Annotated in this window: 19 protein-coding genes; 2 read left to right on the top strand and 17 right to left on the bottom strand. The window is 38.1% G+C overall.

Annotation, left to right across the window (positions count from 1 at the left end):
- Positions 1 to 58: 58 nt before the first annotated feature.
- The 5 genes from KJS57_RS11370 to KJS57_RS11350 form a co-directional block, all read right to left on the bottom strand.
- The gene (locus tag KJS57_RS11370; protein ID WP_213654867.1) at positions 59 to 574 is read right to left on the bottom strand and encodes a GNAT family N-acetyltransferase; all 516 of its coding nucleotides are present in this window, start codon (positions 572 to 574) and stop codon (positions 59 to 61) included.
- A gap of 248 nt (positions 575 to 822) precedes the next feature.
- Positions 823 to 1,416 carry an NUDIX domain-containing protein gene (locus tag KJS57_RS11365; protein WP_213654866.1) on the bottom strand — a complete coding sequence of 198 codons (594 nt, stop codon included), beginning with the start codon at positions 1,414 to 1,416 and terminating at the stop codon, positions 823 to 825.
- A 423-nt stretch (positions 1,417 to 1,839) separates the two neighbouring features.
- On the bottom strand, positions 1,840 to 2,256 hold the full coding sequence (locus KJS57_RS11360) for a GNAT family N-acetyltransferase (RefSeq protein ID WP_213654865.1): 417 nt from the start codon (positions 2,254 to 2,256) through the stop codon (positions 1,840 to 1,842).
- A 158-nt stretch (positions 2,257 to 2,414) separates the two neighbouring features.
- On the bottom strand, positions 2,415 to 3,329 hold the full coding sequence (locus KJS57_RS11355; RefSeq protein ID WP_213654864.1) for a phosphotransferase: 915 nt from the start codon (positions 3,327 to 3,329) through the stop codon (positions 2,415 to 2,417).
- 353 nt (positions 3,330 to 3,682) lie between these two features.
- Positions 3,683 to 3,970 (bottom strand): retropepsin-like aspartic protease family protein, encoded by a 288-nt coding sequence (locus KJS57_RS11350; protein WP_244861504.1) that lies wholly within the window; start codon positions 3,968 to 3,970, stop codon positions 3,683 to 3,685.
- A gap of 396 nt (positions 3,971 to 4,366) precedes the next feature.
- Between KJS57_RS11350 and KJS57_RS11345 the strand changes: the two genes are divergently transcribed.
- Together KJS57_RS11345 and KJS57_RS26795 are read left to right on the top strand one after the other, a co-directional pair.
- Entirely contained in the window at positions 4,367 to 4,603 is a 237-nt protein-coding gene (locus KJS57_RS11345) for a hypothetical protein (protein WP_213654863.1), read from the top strand.
- Positions 4,587 to 4,850, top strand: a complete 264-nt coding sequence (locus tag KJS57_RS26795; protein WP_213654862.1) for a type II toxin-antitoxin system RelE family toxin — start codon at positions 4,587 to 4,589, stop codon at positions 4,848 to 4,850. The genes KJS57_RS11345 and KJS57_RS26795 overlap by 17 nt, the downstream gene beginning before the upstream one ends.
- A gap of 243 nt (positions 4,851 to 5,093) precedes the next feature.
- On the opposite strand, the gene KJS57_RS11335 is transcribed toward KJS57_RS26795, so the two are convergent.
- From KJS57_RS11335 to KJS57_RS11280, 12 genes are all read right to left on the bottom strand, one after another.
- Positions 5,094 to 5,465: a hypothetical protein gene (locus tag KJS57_RS11335; RefSeq protein ID WP_244861492.1), complete on the bottom strand. Its 372-nt coding sequence runs from the start codon at positions 5,463 to 5,465 to the stop codon at positions 5,094 to 5,096.
- 207 nt (positions 5,466 to 5,672) lie between these two features.
- A complete protein-coding gene (locus tag KJS57_RS11330) occupies positions 5,673 to 6,257 on the bottom strand; it encodes a GNAT family N-acetyltransferase (protein WP_213654861.1) in 585 nt (194 codons plus the stop codon).
- 246 nt (positions 6,258 to 6,503) lie between these two features.
- Positions 6,504 to 6,998: an NUDIX hydrolase gene (locus KJS57_RS11325; protein WP_213654860.1), complete on the bottom strand. Its 495-nt coding sequence runs from the start codon at positions 6,996 to 6,998 to the stop codon at positions 6,504 to 6,506.
- Between the two features lie 172 nt (positions 6,999 to 7,170).
- Positions 7,171 to 7,824, bottom strand: a complete 654-nt coding sequence (locus KJS57_RS11320) for a DUF4279 domain-containing protein (RefSeq protein ID WP_213654859.1) — start codon at positions 7,822 to 7,824, stop codon at positions 7,171 to 7,173.
- Positions 7,825 to 8,039: 215 nt separating this feature from the next.
- Positions 8,040 to 8,495, bottom strand: coding sequence for an NUDIX domain-containing protein (locus KJS57_RS11315; RefSeq protein WP_213654858.1), 456 nt, complete (start codon positions 8,493 to 8,495; stop codon positions 8,040 to 8,042).
- A gap of 221 nt (positions 8,496 to 8,716) precedes the next feature.
- Positions 8,717 to 9,256 (bottom strand): SF0329 family protein, encoded by a 540-nt coding sequence (locus KJS57_RS11310; RefSeq protein WP_213654857.1) that lies wholly within the window; start codon positions 9,254 to 9,256, stop codon positions 8,717 to 8,719.
- A gap of 198 nt (positions 9,257 to 9,454) precedes the next feature.
- Positions 9,455 to 10,333, bottom strand: coding sequence for a hypothetical protein (locus tag KJS57_RS11305; RefSeq protein WP_213654856.1), 879 nt, complete (start codon positions 10,331 to 10,333; stop codon positions 9,455 to 9,457).
- 196 nt (positions 10,334 to 10,529) lie between these two features.
- Entirely contained in the window at positions 10,530 to 11,006 is a 477-nt protein-coding gene (locus tag KJS57_RS11300) for a hypothetical protein (protein ID WP_213654855.1), read from the bottom strand.
- Between the two features lie 220 nt (positions 11,007 to 11,226).
- Positions 11,227 to 11,934, bottom strand: a complete 708-nt coding sequence (locus KJS57_RS11295; RefSeq protein ID WP_213654854.1) for a hypothetical protein — start codon at positions 11,932 to 11,934, stop codon at positions 11,227 to 11,229.
- 234 nt (positions 11,935 to 12,168) lie between these two features.
- Positions 12,169 to 12,543 carry a hypothetical protein gene (locus KJS57_RS11290; protein WP_213654853.1) on the bottom strand — a complete coding sequence of 125 codons (375 nt, stop codon included), beginning with the start codon at positions 12,541 to 12,543 and terminating at the stop codon, positions 12,169 to 12,171.
- Between the two features lie 236 nt (positions 12,544 to 12,779).
- Positions 12,780 to 13,274, bottom strand: coding sequence for an NUDIX hydrolase (locus KJS57_RS11285; RefSeq protein ID WP_213654852.1), 495 nt, complete (start codon positions 13,272 to 13,274; stop codon positions 12,780 to 12,782).
- A 169-nt stretch (positions 13,275 to 13,443) separates the two neighbouring features.
- Complete coding sequence (locus KJS57_RS11280; protein ID WP_213654851.1) at positions 13,444 to 13,944, bottom strand: GNAT family N-acetyltransferase; 501 nt, start codon at positions 13,942 to 13,944, stop codon at positions 13,444 to 13,446.
- Between the last annotated feature and the right edge of the window lie 212 nt (positions 13,945 to 14,156).

Raw genomic sequence — 14,156 nt, 5'->3', positions numbered from 1 at the left:
GTCCCAGCCGTCCCGCCGCATGAATACTATGTTAGGTGATGCTAATGCCATCTTCGAATCAACTAAAAAAGGCTTTAGGATATTTCAACTCTCCTTTGATTTTATGAAGTGCCCCTTCCCTAACTTCACAAACCATAAATACTTCATCAGGTACTTCAAATTGTTTCAATTCAAGTTCAAATTTTCTTGCAGGTTGAAATCCTAAGCGTGGATAATAACTAGGGTGTCCTATCAATAATATAAGGTCGTATCCTAATTCCTTACATCTCTTTATACCCTCTTTAATCAAACTACTTCCAATTCCTTGTTTTTGTAGATCTGGCTTCACTGCTATTGGGGCTAACACGATTACAGTATGTTCTTCATTTTGATCTTCTATTTTTGCTTTACTTAATAATAAATGACCAACAATTTTATTATTCATTTCCGCCACAAGTGATAATTCGGGTATAAATCCTTCAGACTCTCTTACTCTTTCAACTAATTTCGATTCATCTTCTCTATTTCCAAAAGCTTGAAAGTTTAAGTCAAACACTTCCTTGAGATCCCGCTCATTTTCAGTTCTTATTATCATTTCAAAACTCCATTCATGTATCATTCGATTTTATTAACACTGCATTAATTTCTCCTAACGTTCTTGTATTCACGAACCCAAGAGGCTTAAGGCGCGTCAGCTCCGGGTCGAAGACTTAGCCTCTCAGGGTATTCGCCTGATCGACTTCCAGCATTCCACTTCGGGTGAATCAAGGAGCGTTAGCAACACGGCGTGAATACGGTGTTATGGGATGTTATCGCCTTCTTCGATCATTTATTCAAATTATTTCACCTAATAAGTGTCAACGCTTCTGCTGTCCCAATCGGATATATGACTGTTCCCATGCTGATGTTAGAGCCTATTACTTTAGCGCCTTCGTCTAATAACTGTTGTATAGTGGCTCTCCGATTCCCGTTTAGCATTTGTTCTTTATTGAGTAAAATCAATCCAGAAACCTCTTCGAATTGAAATCTATGTGGCTCAATATCAATTAGAGCTTTAAAAACTACAATATGGTATATTCCCCCCGGTTTGGGACTGCCGTCGGGATGAATCATCTCGAATATTGCCAACGGTTTTATCGAATCATCAACTTCGATCGTTCGGATATTTTTATTTGAATCAATATATACCGTACTTTTACTGCCTTCATATTCAATTGACAGCCCAATTTCTTCTTGAGCTTCCCGCTTTCCACATTCTAATAAGTCCTCCCCTGGCTCTAGATGCCCTCCGATTCCCGCATAAAATACTTCATTGATTGCCTCGTCCCTCATATGCCTTTTCCCTGGTAAAAAGAAAACATACTGACCTGTTCTTAAACGTAGTTCTAAACCAACTCCAACTTCAGCATTAGCGGAAATGTAGTCTAATGTCTTCATAGAAACCCCCTTCAAAATATATTGTTAGCGATAATTTCCTATAACGTTTTGTATTCACGAACCCGAGAGGCTTAAGGCCTTAAGGCCGGGTGGCACCGCCACTTAGTCTCGCAGGGTTGTCTGCTGAATCCGCTTCTACGAAATGCCTCTTGGAGACCAAGGGCAATTAGGCCAGCAGCGTGAATACTGTGTTATCTGCAGTTACTGCCTTCTTCGAATAATCTAGCCAGGTTTATTTATTACTCTTCTTACACTTCCTTATAAAAAAATACGCACTTAAGCATCCTACCAATCAGGCACAGTGGTCCCGGCAACCACATCATCATCAATGTTTTCTGCTTACGGGACTAGATTGCTCAGAAATAAGGCGGAAACTAGTTAATGCCTCTCTCTTAAACTACTCTTTTTCATCCTTAGTCGATGTTATTCAAACCACTTAGAAGGAATACTCAAAAAAACATCATTTTGTCTTTTGAATCCTATCTTTTCATAATAACCAGAGATCTTTTCTGTTGTTTGAACCAACCATTCCGAATCCGGAAAATGTTCAACACATCGCTTTATTAATTCACGTCCTATTCCTTGGTCTTGAAATTCCGGATCAATAGCCAAATCATAAATTATTGATCTGAAAATTTTATCACTCAGTACTCTTACAAAACCAATTAATCTATCATCATTCCATGCAGAGATTACTAAAGTTGAATTTTTAAACGGTAAATTAAAACACTTCAGCATTTCAATAGTTTCCCTACCGTCTGACCAGCCGACCGACATAAATAGTCCATGCAACTGGTCGGATGGTAAATCTTTAATTGAGTCGTTAAAAACAATACTCAAGGATTTCACCCACCCTAATAATTATTTATCATCCATTCTAATCTTAGTAATTTGCTTTACATTTCATTGTTGTAATATATATTTCACTTATTTCTTTCTTTAGGTTTGCAGTAATTGTACATAACGTTCCTCGTATATTCACGAACTCCCGTAATATCTTAATCAGAGAGAGCACGATTTATGTTCGCCTTTGCTTCATCAATTAACCTCTCATCATTATGATCAATTGCTTGCATCATGATTAAAATGGGGATATATACGGCAATCAATCGAGCTAAAATCTTCGTTTCTTCATCAACTTCCCCATATACTTTGAAAAAGTTTGTACGCGCATCCGGGGGTAAAAAGCTATATACAACATTCAAGTCACAAGCAGGATGTCCTATGTTGATATCCCCCCAGTCGATAATCCCCGAAACTTTTCCTTTCTCATCTACCAGCATATTTTTAAAATGAAGGTCTCCATGAAGGAACGTATACTTTCGCTTCACTTTTTCAGTTCTAAGCTGTTCCAAATAATTCGATAATGCACGATACTCCTCTTCACTAAAATGAAGGGCAATGTCGGAAAGGAATTTATGCATCTTTTCTTTACGCATTGCAATATCAGTCAGATTTCTATGATCATGTTGAACTCCATTTTTTTGAGCAATTTGCACAGGGAATGCATGTAAGCTTTTAAGAAATATCGCGAGCGTTCTTGCTGAAAGCGCACGTTGCTTGTCAGTTAATCCGATTGGAAACTCTCCGGATAAATAAGGGTAGCCTAGGAAGGGTGCTGGATAGCCATAATCCCCAACACCAAAAAATAACGGTATCGAATATGCAATCGAACAATAGTCTTTAAGCTTAGGCAGTATCTTCCCTTCCATCCTTAAAGAATTAATTGCAACTTTTCTTCTTGGAAATCTAAATACATATTCGGTCCCGACAAGATAAACCGTATTATCCCAGCCATGACCTAGTTTTTGTACGCTTTTTGAAGCTAACTGCGGGAATTGATTGCTTATTAATTTATTCGCCAATTCTTCTGATACTTCCCATTCTGCATCCCATTGATTCGAACTTCCCATATCCCTTTATCGACTCCCTTGCAAAATAGAAAATCTACTCACCTGACCTTGACCCATTTACCACATCATACCATGGGTTTAATCACTATTATCCCGCCCGCTAGTTTAATTATTTAAGGGCTTGTCTTTTGTTCTTTCAAGTTTTTACGCTGATTTCTTATAACATTCCGTATCCACGACGCGACCCGACCTTAGATAACTCTTATCTTAGGTCGGGTCGTGTGTTGTCTGAATATTCTTCTATGCTGTCACACCTAACAACCAAGGGGCGAATGCCCCGCAGCGTAGATGTATTGTTATATGATGTCGGCGACTTCTCCGATTCCTCTTATTAATGTCATTCATTCTATTGGTTAAGTTCGTAATTCTAATGTTTTCAAGTCAATAATAAAGCTGTGTTGTTTAAGAATATCCAATCCGAGCAACCCTTTATGGTCCTTCGGCAGTATACCAACATCTATTTCTATATTTTCAATGCTTCTTTTACCTATCTCAACCCTGTCCATAATTTTTGTATAGAAAGGAACGCTTCCCCCAATCCCGTATGCTTCATATATAAAATCCCCTGTTTCGTAGATCACACCTATTTCCTCCAAAATATCAGGACTAATTATAGTATGTGAGGACCCTGTATCTATCATCACATCATCTATCTTAAAACACTCTTCCTCTGAATGTAACGGTAAGCGACGTCGTAATTAACTGTCCATCATAGTTAATTTTCATTACTACTACGTCTCACTCTTATTAATGGGTCCCGGCGAAGATGGATCACAAATTCTTGATTTGACACGAACCCTCACTGGCTTAAGGTGCGAATGCGCCGGGTCCGACGGACTTAGCCAGTGCAGGGTAGTCGCCTGATCCAGCTTCCCCGAAATCCACCCCAGCAACCGAGGGCGAATGCCCGACGCGTGAATATGGTGTTATACGCAGTTACTCGCATCTTCGAATTAACCCCCGCACCTAATTATGTTATTATAAATGTATATCCCTGATTTTCTTTGGGTACATTCGTATTGAAAGGAGCTGTCTACATGGCTGTTTCTAAGAAAGAACTTGCAAATTTAATACAGCAATTATCTGACAAAGACATTCCGCTAGTCACTGATTTCTTAAAACGTCTCCTAAGTAACCCGCTTGATGCTCATATCCCTTACGATGATGAGGAACTTACTGAAGACGACCTGAAGGCTATTGATAAGGCGGAGTTAGAATTTAAGGCGGGACGAACCATCAGCCTAAAGGATATCAAGCATGAATTACAAAATTGAGTTAAGTACAGATTCAGAGAAGTATCTTCGCAAACTAGACAAGCCAACCAAAATTAGAATTCTGAACCACTTGACAATACTCACAGAGAATCCCAGGCATCCTGAACTTGATATAAAAAAGATGCAAGGTAGACCTAACCTTTACCGCTTAAGAGTAGGAACTTATCGAATCTTATACACAATTAAAGACGATATCTTGGTTGTATTTGTAGTTACGGTAGGACCAAGAGGCGATGTGTACAAATAACCCTTACTTTGATCTTGGATCTATTATGGGTTATTTTTGTCTTTCGAGTAATTGCGTATAACGTTCTTGTATCTATGAACCCGAGAAGCTTAAGGGAGCATATGCGACCGGGTCCGACGGACTTACCCTCGCAGGGTTGTTCGCAGAGTCCACTACTATGCCTACATTTCTTGCGAACCAAGGGCGTAGCCCACAGCGTAGATACGGTGTTAGGCGATGCCGCCTTGAATATACCCACATTACTTATTTACTGTTGTATTTTCCTTTGCCTTTAGCTTTTATATAATGTCCTTCTTTTGTTTCAATTGCAATATTCTCTGATGTTTCTAGTCCCTTAATTTTATATAGTTTTGTTCCTACCTGATATTTATTTGAAAATCCATCTGAGTAAATGCCCTCATAATCAGAGTACTGTTTAACTTCCCCTATCGCTTCCTCAATTTCACTATTATTTACTTCTTCATTTAGCACTTCATATATGTCCCCGTTCCAGACAACAAAGTAATATGCCCAGTCGGCTGAACTCCCCTCAGAGCTTGGACTTTCTTGAGATCTACATCCTGAAATCATAATAAATAGAAGTATAAAACACAAAAGAATTCTTTTGTTTTTCAAACTAATTCACCTCTCATATTTATCTACTTGGCGGTTTCGCCTAACGTTCTTATATTCACGAAACGCCCCAGCCTTAGATAGCTCTTATATCTTAGGCTGGGACGTTTGTTGTCTGAGCTTCTTCCATGATTATACATCCTGACAACACAAGGGTGAAAGCCCTGCAACGTTAATATGGTGTTATGCGATGCCAACGACTTCTCTGAATTAGCTAAGTATATCTTTGCCTTCCGCTTCCTCAAATTCTTCTCTAGTCATTCCATATAAAATTTCATTATGATACCGGCCACTAGTATAGACAACTTGTCGACGTACACCTTCTTGTTTACATCCTAATTTCCTCATCATCTTCGAAGAAGCATCGTTGCCTTCAAGAACAGAGACATTAAACTTATGAAGCCTTCGTTCGAAAAATGCGTATCTTAATACAATTCTCATTGCCCTAGCTCCATAACCATTACCTCTGCGGTCCTGATTAATCTGAATACCAATACCAAAGGTACCATTTCTTTCATCAATGCCACTTAGGTTGATTCCTCCTAAATTATCGCCACTTAAATTTTCAATTGTGAACATGATCCTGACATGTTTATTTGTAAAATCTACGAATTCCTCTGCAAAATTTTTAGCTTCAAGCTTTGTTGGAGGTAATTCTACTTGATAATCAACTAGCCTTCGTGCTGGTGTATCAAAACGATTGTAATAATGCTCTTCCCAGTCCTCAAGTTGTACTGCACGTAATCTAATTACTCCATCTTGCCAGAAATAATTATTGAGCATGATATCTTTCATTGAGATCCCTCCAGTAGTATTATTGTTTAAATATCTCGTTGGTTTCGCATAACGTTTGGCATTCCTGACGTTCAAGCAGCTTAAGTGACCGCAGGGAACGGGTCGTCAGACTTAGCTGGTTGAATGTATCGCCTGAACTAACTTCTCTGTTATCCCTCTTGGCGATCAAGGGCGAATGCCCGCAGTAGGAATGTGGTGTTAGGCGATGTCGTCAACTTCATTGAATAATCATGTATGTAATATGTATTACTTAATTTCACTTAATCTTCTTCTTAAATCTTCAAAAACAGGTACATTCGTCTTTGAAAGGGTTTGAGGAAGTTCGTATATATCAAAATATTTTAACTCCTTTGTTTCCTCCCCATCTATTAATACCTCTCCCTTATATGCTCTGCTTACATAAACGACATTCACAAAATAAAATTCATTTCCATCAGGATATATATGATGCTGACTTTCACCAGAATACACATTAAATAGCTTCATCTCATCAATAACGAGTCCTGTCTCTTCGTAAACCTCTCGTTTTGCAGTCTCTTCAACTGTCTCTCCTAGATCCATTCCACCACCAGGTATACACCAGTTGTTATCATCCCCTCTTCTTTGTAGTAACACTTTATTCATTCCGTCTAGCATAATTACTCCTGCAACGCATTTAATCTGTATGCTCATCTTCGATACCAACTTTCTAGTGTTAGTAATGAGATTTTTGACGATTTCGCCTAACGTTCCTGTATCCACGACGTCCCACCGACTTAAGGCTCCGCCAGGAGCCGGCCGCAATGCGGTTAGTCGGTGCGGATGTGTCCGCCTGATTCCATCTCCCTGCCTACTCCCCTTCGGGCGGACCGAGGAGCCGTCAGGCTCCGATGCGTGGATATGATGTTATCGGATGTCGTCTTTCTTCATTGAATTACTCCAAATTAGGTCCACTAGCATATAAATCTATATCTAAGTATGTATTAAGCATTGATAATTTCTTAATAATTATTGGATTAAGGTTTATTCCCCACATTTCATCTTTATATCCATAATAAACAACCTGAAGAACTCGATTGATATTATCTGATTTAACGATTGAAATAAGGTTTAAGCATTCTAACTTATCAAGTATATTTAACAATTTATCTTCTACTTCTCCGGTTCTCCTACTATCATATTCCAAGATAAATCCACTATCTTCATAGAATCTATCAATTTTTAGATTAGGAATTTTAGTGCCCTTTTGCCAAGTGCGTATTGGCATTATGTCGATCTCATCAACCAGTTTTTCTAACTCAATATCTTCAGACGAAACAGAGAAATATACTCGACTTCCGGCACTCATACCCATAAACCGCACCCTGATTTGAGGCGAAATGTCTAAATAAATAACAAAGTAATATTCTTCATTCTCAATAGGAAAATATACAGCTGCTGTACCTTCTTCCTCATTAACAATTACGTCGTCAATTTGAGGTTCATTATTCTTGTATACCAGTTTATTTACAGTTAGATAGGATTTAGTTAGTTCAAAAGTTTGTTCTTCTATTTCCTTTAAGGCAACGATCTTTAATTTTTCAATCACCTTCGAACCTCCTAAAATAAAACTCTCTAAGACGATTTCCGATAACGTTGTTGTATTCACGAAACGCCCCAGACTTAGATAGCTCTTATCTTAGTCTGAGGCGTTTGTTGTCTGAGCTTCTTCCATGATTATACATCTGACAACCAAGGGGCGATAGCCCCGTAGCGTGAATACTGTGTTATATGAAGCTAGTGCCTTCCTTGCTTATTCCAACATTACGTTCTTAATATTGTTTTTATATCGTTTTTCAAATCTTCAAATATAGGTCTTTGTACTATACTTATTTCTTCAATATCTATTTCTTCAAGGGGTTTAAATTCAAGCTTTAAAGATTCATGGTTTTCATCATGATAAATAAGTGTTTTATCCTCAAGAATTCCCCCTTCAATATCTGCTTTAACGTTAAATATGAACATTACAAAAATAACTTCATTACCATCGGGATACCTATACTTCATGCGCGGGCCACTATAAACGGTATATAAATCATATTCCTTTATTTCTAATCCTGTTTCTTCAAACACTTCACGAATCATTGTTTCCTCAACGGATTCACCTGCGTTCATCCCACCACCTGGAAGACCCCAATCACCATAATCGGATCTTCTCTGTAACAATATTCTATTTTGGTGATCTCTTATGATAGCTCCGCCCGTCACTATAATTCTCATCTTTGATTTCCCTCACTGGTTGAATATTTAATTTTGCGCTAGTTTCATATAACGTTTCCGTGTTCACGACGTCCGTTCACCCTAAGCTGCACGAGTCGTGCGTCTAGCACGATCTCGGTCGGCCGCGATGCGGTTGGGTGAATGGATGTGTCGCCTGAATCAACTTCTCCGAAAATCCTCTGGCGACCGAGGGGCGTATGCCCCGAAGCGTGAACACATTGTTAGGCGAAGCTTCCTTCATCTTTGAATAATCCCTCAGCCTCTAATCTTATTTTTAAGAATTTATTAACGACAAAATCCGTGTCGGCCTCTATCTCCAAAAGTCTTCTCCTCCCAAAACGATAATCAAACATTGAAATAGCTCTTATGATAGGATCCTCACTTGAGATCCCATCCTCAATTGAAAGGTTTAAATAGTCTTGAACAGCATTATAAAACTCGTACTGAGAATAGATGCCTTGATTTATCATTTCTTGATCTGCTTCTCTGTATGCCTTCCAATATCCGTCCTTTTGTTCAGGTTTACGATAATCAAGACAATCATTTTCGGACCTAATATTATAAGCTAACGTATTAAATTTGTACTCCCTATTAATCGTGCAGAAATCATGTATTATCACATTATCAAAAGTTACCCAGGCCCTTCCTTCCTGGTCATGTGTCCCTCGATAGCGGGTGTTATTATACGAGACTCTCCCTTTTAATGAATCACAAAGTCGTGATTCAAGTTGTTTTTTCATCCTACTCCATCGAATAATCATTATATTGCTCCTTAAGGAAGTTTCGCCTAACGTTTCCGCATCTGCGACGCGACCCGGCCATAGATAGCTCTTATCTTAGGCCGGGTCGTGTGTTGTCTGATTTACTTCCATGATTAAACATCTGACAACCAAGGGGCTAATGCCCCGCAGCGAAGATGCTTTGTTATATGAAGTAACATGACATCTAGGCACTAACTATCAAAATATTTCAATTTTAAATTCCTTTGGATCTTCATCATGTGGAAAAAACGAGACAACTTTATATACTTTTGTTTTTAATGCATTTAAATCAATATTTATTTCGGGCAGTTCCAATTCAAAACCTAAGTGATATAAATGCCCGTAACCTTTTATTGGAATAGCAAACACAACTTTATCATTATACTCATCCCAAATATATCCTTCGCAATGGTCCACTTCTTGCGATAAATACATTAATAATTTTAAAAAAGATTCATCCAGGTAAAAACTTGCACCACCCACGCCGCTTTTTGATCCCGCTTCATCTAGTATAAATGCTTTAGAAAAGGCAGTGTTCATTTGTAATGGACTAGGATTAATCATAATTGTTGGATTATTTCCGCTTCTTTCAAAAGAACTTAACCCACTAGGGTGCACCTTTGAATAGTTATACACATAATCACTAAATTTGATATCATCCCAGTTATGTATGGCCCTATCCCCGGCAGCAATTATTGTTCTAAGTCCAGGTAATTTATTTTTTCTTTCACTTTCCAATACTTCATTGTGGAAAAAAACACAACTTCGAAGCCATAAACTCAACATTTGTATATGATCTATACCATTATCCATTAAATAACTTCTTACAATTCCATCATTAAGAACCAATGAATACTCGTAGCCAGGCTGTAAAAACCTTGCTAATATTGTTTGAACATTCACTAAACGATTTATAACCTCACTCCATTGTCTCTCACCAAGAATCCAATTGTTTTCTGTGAATTTTCCTCCAAAACCCAATAAATCGGACCAACAACAGATTGCTGGCACTATTTTTGGCTTCGGCAAATTCTTAATTTTCCTATCAAGTTCTGAAAAATATTTCTCTTCTTTCATTGTTATCCTCTTTTCGTATTATTTCATATAACGTTCTTGTATTCACGAAACGACCCAGCCTTAGATAGCTCTTATCTTAGGCTGGGTCATTTGTTGTCTGAGCTACTCCCATGATTATACATCTGACAACCAAGGGGTGATAGCCCCGCTGCGTGAATACTGTGTTATATGAAGGATAGGCCTTCTTGAGTTACTCTCATATATTTGGTGCAAATATTGCGATCTCATCACCAGGTACAACTATCACTTCCCAGTGTTCATCTATATTTGAATTACCCCAAACCCCCAGTTGCCAAGGCTCATATTTGTCATGATGACCATACACAGAAAGTATTTCACCTGATTCGAAACTTATAAATAAATGAGGTATATCTTCACCTAAAGTTACATTAGATACTTTCTTCAATCTTAACTCACACAATAATTTATACCCCTCAATCCAATCTAAATCAGGTACTTCTTCTTCTCTTATTGGAAACTCAAATTTTTCTGACTTGCTTAGCACGAAGCGACTCTCTATATTTAAATATATTTGCCCATCTATCCTATCTTTATTGGAATCTGTTTCCGAAAACAATAATTGCGTTCCGTAGAATTTGATTCCTTCTACTTGAGATCCAACACAAAGAAATTTTAATGTTTTTTCAGCAATTTCTTTTAATTGGGGTTCCATTATTAACTCCTTCATTATTGTATTTGCCTATCTTTCATATAACGTTTTGTATTCACGAACCCTAACTGGCTTAAGGGGCGTAGCCCCGGGTCCGATGGACTTAGCCAGTGCAGGGTTGTCTGCTGAATTTACTTCTATGCCATTGCCTCTGCAGACCAAGGAACGTCAGTTCCGCAGCGTGAATACGTTGTTATCCGAAGCACTCGACATCTCGAATAGACTAAGGAGTTTTTTTGTTTGCTCTAATATTTAGTAGTACATTTCTTAAATTATCTGCAACATCTCTTCGATTTAACAATTCATAACTATTTCTATCTATAATTAATTCATAATCCAATGCACCACACAGCATGTTAATCCGCCCATATCCTGGCGCCATTGGAATAGCATTACTCTTTCCAGGTGCTGCATGTTTGGCCATATTCATTCTAAATAACTCAACCATTCGGTATACGGGTTCTAACTGCTCCCAACAATATTCAATCTCATTCCTGAATGACTGATCCTCTCCATATTTCTCTAATTGTTTCCTTCTATCAAGTAAAGTTATGTTCATTTCATCATCGGTACTTAATTTCTTTAACTTTAACTCTATACCACCGTTTTTAAAGAGCTTACTAAATTCATACCTTCTATCTCGCCATAAGCGTAGAATTTCATACAATGCGAATATCCACATCTGGGAGAATGCCCCTACAGTCATGGCTTCGAATGATGGAGTTTTCTCTTTCTCAATATACGTTTCCAATAAAATATATTCATATTGAGTAATGTTGGGATCAATAATACCAATATTCATTGCTTGCATTCCAAGAAATAAATCATCTCTGTAAAATGGAAGGAATCTGAAATCATTAGCAATAATTGAAAAATCAATTTCTTTAAATGACAAATAGTCTCCGCCATGCCCTACAATTACTTCTTTCATAATATTCTCCTTAGATTATTTATTTTACTTAGAATTTTCGAGTATTTCGGATAACGTTCTTGTATTCACGAAACGACCCAGCCTTAGATAGCTCTTATCTTAGGCTGGGTCGTTTGTTGTCTGCTGTATCTACCATGATTATACATCTGACAACCAAGGGACGGAAGTCCCGCAGCGTGAATACGGTGTTATGCGATGTACTCGACTCCCTGAAATAACTTCAACTACATTCTTTTATTCTTCTTTTATATAATGAACTTCAATATTTTCGTTTTTAATTATCATAGTATTTTTCTTAATTACAATTTCATATTGCTTATTTCCTATTTCAATTTGGTTAGCTTCTTTCAGTTCATACTTCACTTCCTTATCAATATCATTAAATACTCTTGTAGAATTGTTATCATGAATCTGATATATAAAGTTCTTCATATTAATACTGTTGGAGTTCACTTCCAAATAGTTGAATTGACTTAGTTCTTCATTTGTTTGAACTTTTTGATCGGCATATTCGGCTATCCAATTACCCTTCAAGGTTATCGCTTTGTCTTGTGAGCATCCTGCTAAGAGAAACATTACTATTAATAAAAAAAGAACTCTACTTTTCATTTTTCACTTCCTTTAGTATCGCTCTTCGAGTATTTCGTATAACGTTTGGCATTCCTGACGTTCAAGCAGCTTAAGTGACCGCAGGGAACGGGTCGTCAGACTTAGCTGGTTGAATGTATCGCCTGAACTAACTTCTCTGTTATCCCTCTTGGCGATCAAGGGCGAATGCCCGCAGTAGGAATGTGGTGTTAGGCGATGTCGTCAACTTCATTGAATAATCATGTATGTAATATGTATTACTTAATTTCACTTAATCTTCTTCTTAAATCTTCAAAAACAGGTACATTCGTCTTTGAAAGAGTTTGAGGAAGTTCGTATATATCAAAATATTTTAACTCCTTTGTTTCCTCCCCATCTATTAATACCTCTCCCTTATATGCTCTGCTTACATAAACGACATTCACAAAATAAAATTCATTTCCATCAGGATATATATGATGCTGACTTTCACCAGAATACACATTAAATAGCTTCATCTCATCAATAACGAGTCCTGTCTCTTCGTAAACCTCTCGTTTTGCAGTCTCTTCAACTGTCTCTCCTAGATCCATTCCACCACCAGGTATACACCAGTTGTAATCATCCCCTCTTCTTTGTAGTAACACTTTATTCATTCCGTCTAGCATAATTACTCCTGCAACGCATTTAATCTGTATGCTCATCTTCGAAACCAACTTTCTAGTGTTAGTAATGAGATTTTTGACGATTTCGCCTAACGTTTCCGTGTTCACGACGTCCCACCAACCTAAGGTCCGTAGGACCGGCTGCGATGCGGTTAGGTGGTGCGGATGTGTCCCGGCAATCGCTTCTTCGACTTTCCTTCCGGGACCGAGGGGGCTTGTCCCCCGATGCGAGAACATATTGTTAGGCGATGTACCTGACCTCTTCGAATAAACTCACTTATAAAATATCTATTGAAAATAAGGCTATATTCTTATTATTAAAATCAATATCCTTCTCGTGTTTCATCCCGTTCTTCTCCGCAACTTTCATCGATCTGATATTCCCATGATGTATGAGGGACACTAATCTAGATAGTCCCAATTGGCTTAATCCATATTCTTTCCAAGCTTTTGCTTGTTCAAATCCATATCCCTTACCCCATGCTTCCTTAATCACCCAGTAACCAACTTCAATTTCCTGGTTTCCTTCTACGGTTTGGGGGATAAGTCCAGAATGTCCAATTAATTTTCCATCTTCCTTGCTGAATGCGAGCTGCAAGCCAATTCCGTCTTCATTCCAACCTATAAAACGATTCAAACTTTCAATTGTCTCCTCCTTAGTCCAAGGCCTACCATGTCTTATATATCTCATAACATCCGGATCGTTAGTCATACCAAAAAGCAAAGCCAAATCATTAGTAGTATACTTTCGAAAAACAAGCCTCTCGGTTTCGATCATTTATTCAACTCCTGTGTATTTGCTTTTAATTCGTATCCTCAAGTATTTCGCCTAACGTTTCCGTGTTCACGACGTCCCACCGACTTAAGCCCGTAGGGCGGCTGCGCTTGCGCAGTTAGTCGGTGCGGATGTGGCCAAGCAATCACTTCTTCGACTTATCTTCTGGGACCGAGGGGCGTATGCCCCGATGCGTGAACATATTGTTATCGGAT

Source organism: Paenibacillus vini, assembly GCF_018403325.1.
GTDB classification, from domain to species: Bacteria; Bacillota; Bacilli; order Paenibacillales; family Paenibacillaceae; genus Fontibacillus; species Fontibacillus vini.
This window is presented reverse-complemented; position numbering and strand designations above follow the sequence as displayed.

Coding starts and splice junctions, on each gene's coding strand:
- KJS57_RS11370 (WP_213654867.1), bottom strand. CDS start 574: ATGATAATAAGAACTGAAAATGAGCGGGATCTCAAGGAAGTGTTTGAC.
- KJS57_RS11365 (WP_213654866.1), bottom strand. CDS start 1,416: ATGAAGACATTAGACTACATTTCCGCTAATGCTGAAGTTGGAGTTGGT.
- KJS57_RS11355 (WP_213654864.1), bottom strand. CDS start 3,329: ATGGGAAGTTCGAATCAATGGGATGCAGAATGGGAAGTATCAGAAGAA.
- KJS57_RS11350 (WP_244861504.1), bottom strand. CDS start 3,970: ATGATAGATACAGGGTCCTCACATACTATAATTAGTCCTGATATTTTG.
- KJS57_RS11345 (WP_213654863.1), top strand. CDS start 4,367: ATGGCTGTTTCTAAGAAAGAACTTGCAAATTTAATACAGCAATTATCT.
- KJS57_RS26795 (WP_213654862.1), top strand. CDS start 4,587: ATGAATTACAAAATTGAGTTAAGTACAGATTCAGAGAAGTATCTTCGC.
- KJS57_RS11330 (WP_213654861.1), bottom strand. CDS start 6,257: ATGAAAGATATCATGCTCAATAATTATTTCTGGCAAGATGGAGTAATT.
- KJS57_RS11315 (WP_213654858.1), bottom strand. CDS start 8,495: ATGAGAATTATAGTGACGGGCGGAGCTATCATAAGAGATCACCAAAAT.
- KJS57_RS11310 (WP_213654857.1), bottom strand. CDS start 9,256: ATGATTATTCGATGGAGTAGGATGAAAAAACAACTTGAATCACGACTT.
- KJS57_RS11305 (WP_213654856.1), bottom strand. CDS start 10,333: ATGAAAGAAGAGAAATATTTTTCAGAACTTGATAGGAAAATTAAGAAT.
- KJS57_RS11300 (WP_213654855.1), bottom strand. CDS start 11,006: ATGGAACCCCAATTAAAAGAAATTGCTGAAAAAACATTAAAATTTCTT.
- KJS57_RS11295 (WP_213654854.1), bottom strand. CDS start 11,934: ATGAAAGAAGTAATTGTAGGGCATGGCGGAGACTATTTGTCATTTAAA.
- KJS57_RS11290 (WP_213654853.1), bottom strand. CDS start 12,543: ATGAAAAGTAGAGTTCTTTTTTTATTAATAGTAATGTTTCTCTTAGCA.
- KJS57_RS11280 (WP_213654851.1), bottom strand. CDS start 13,944: ATGATCGAAACCGAGAGGCTTGTTTTTCGAAAGTATACTACTAATGAT.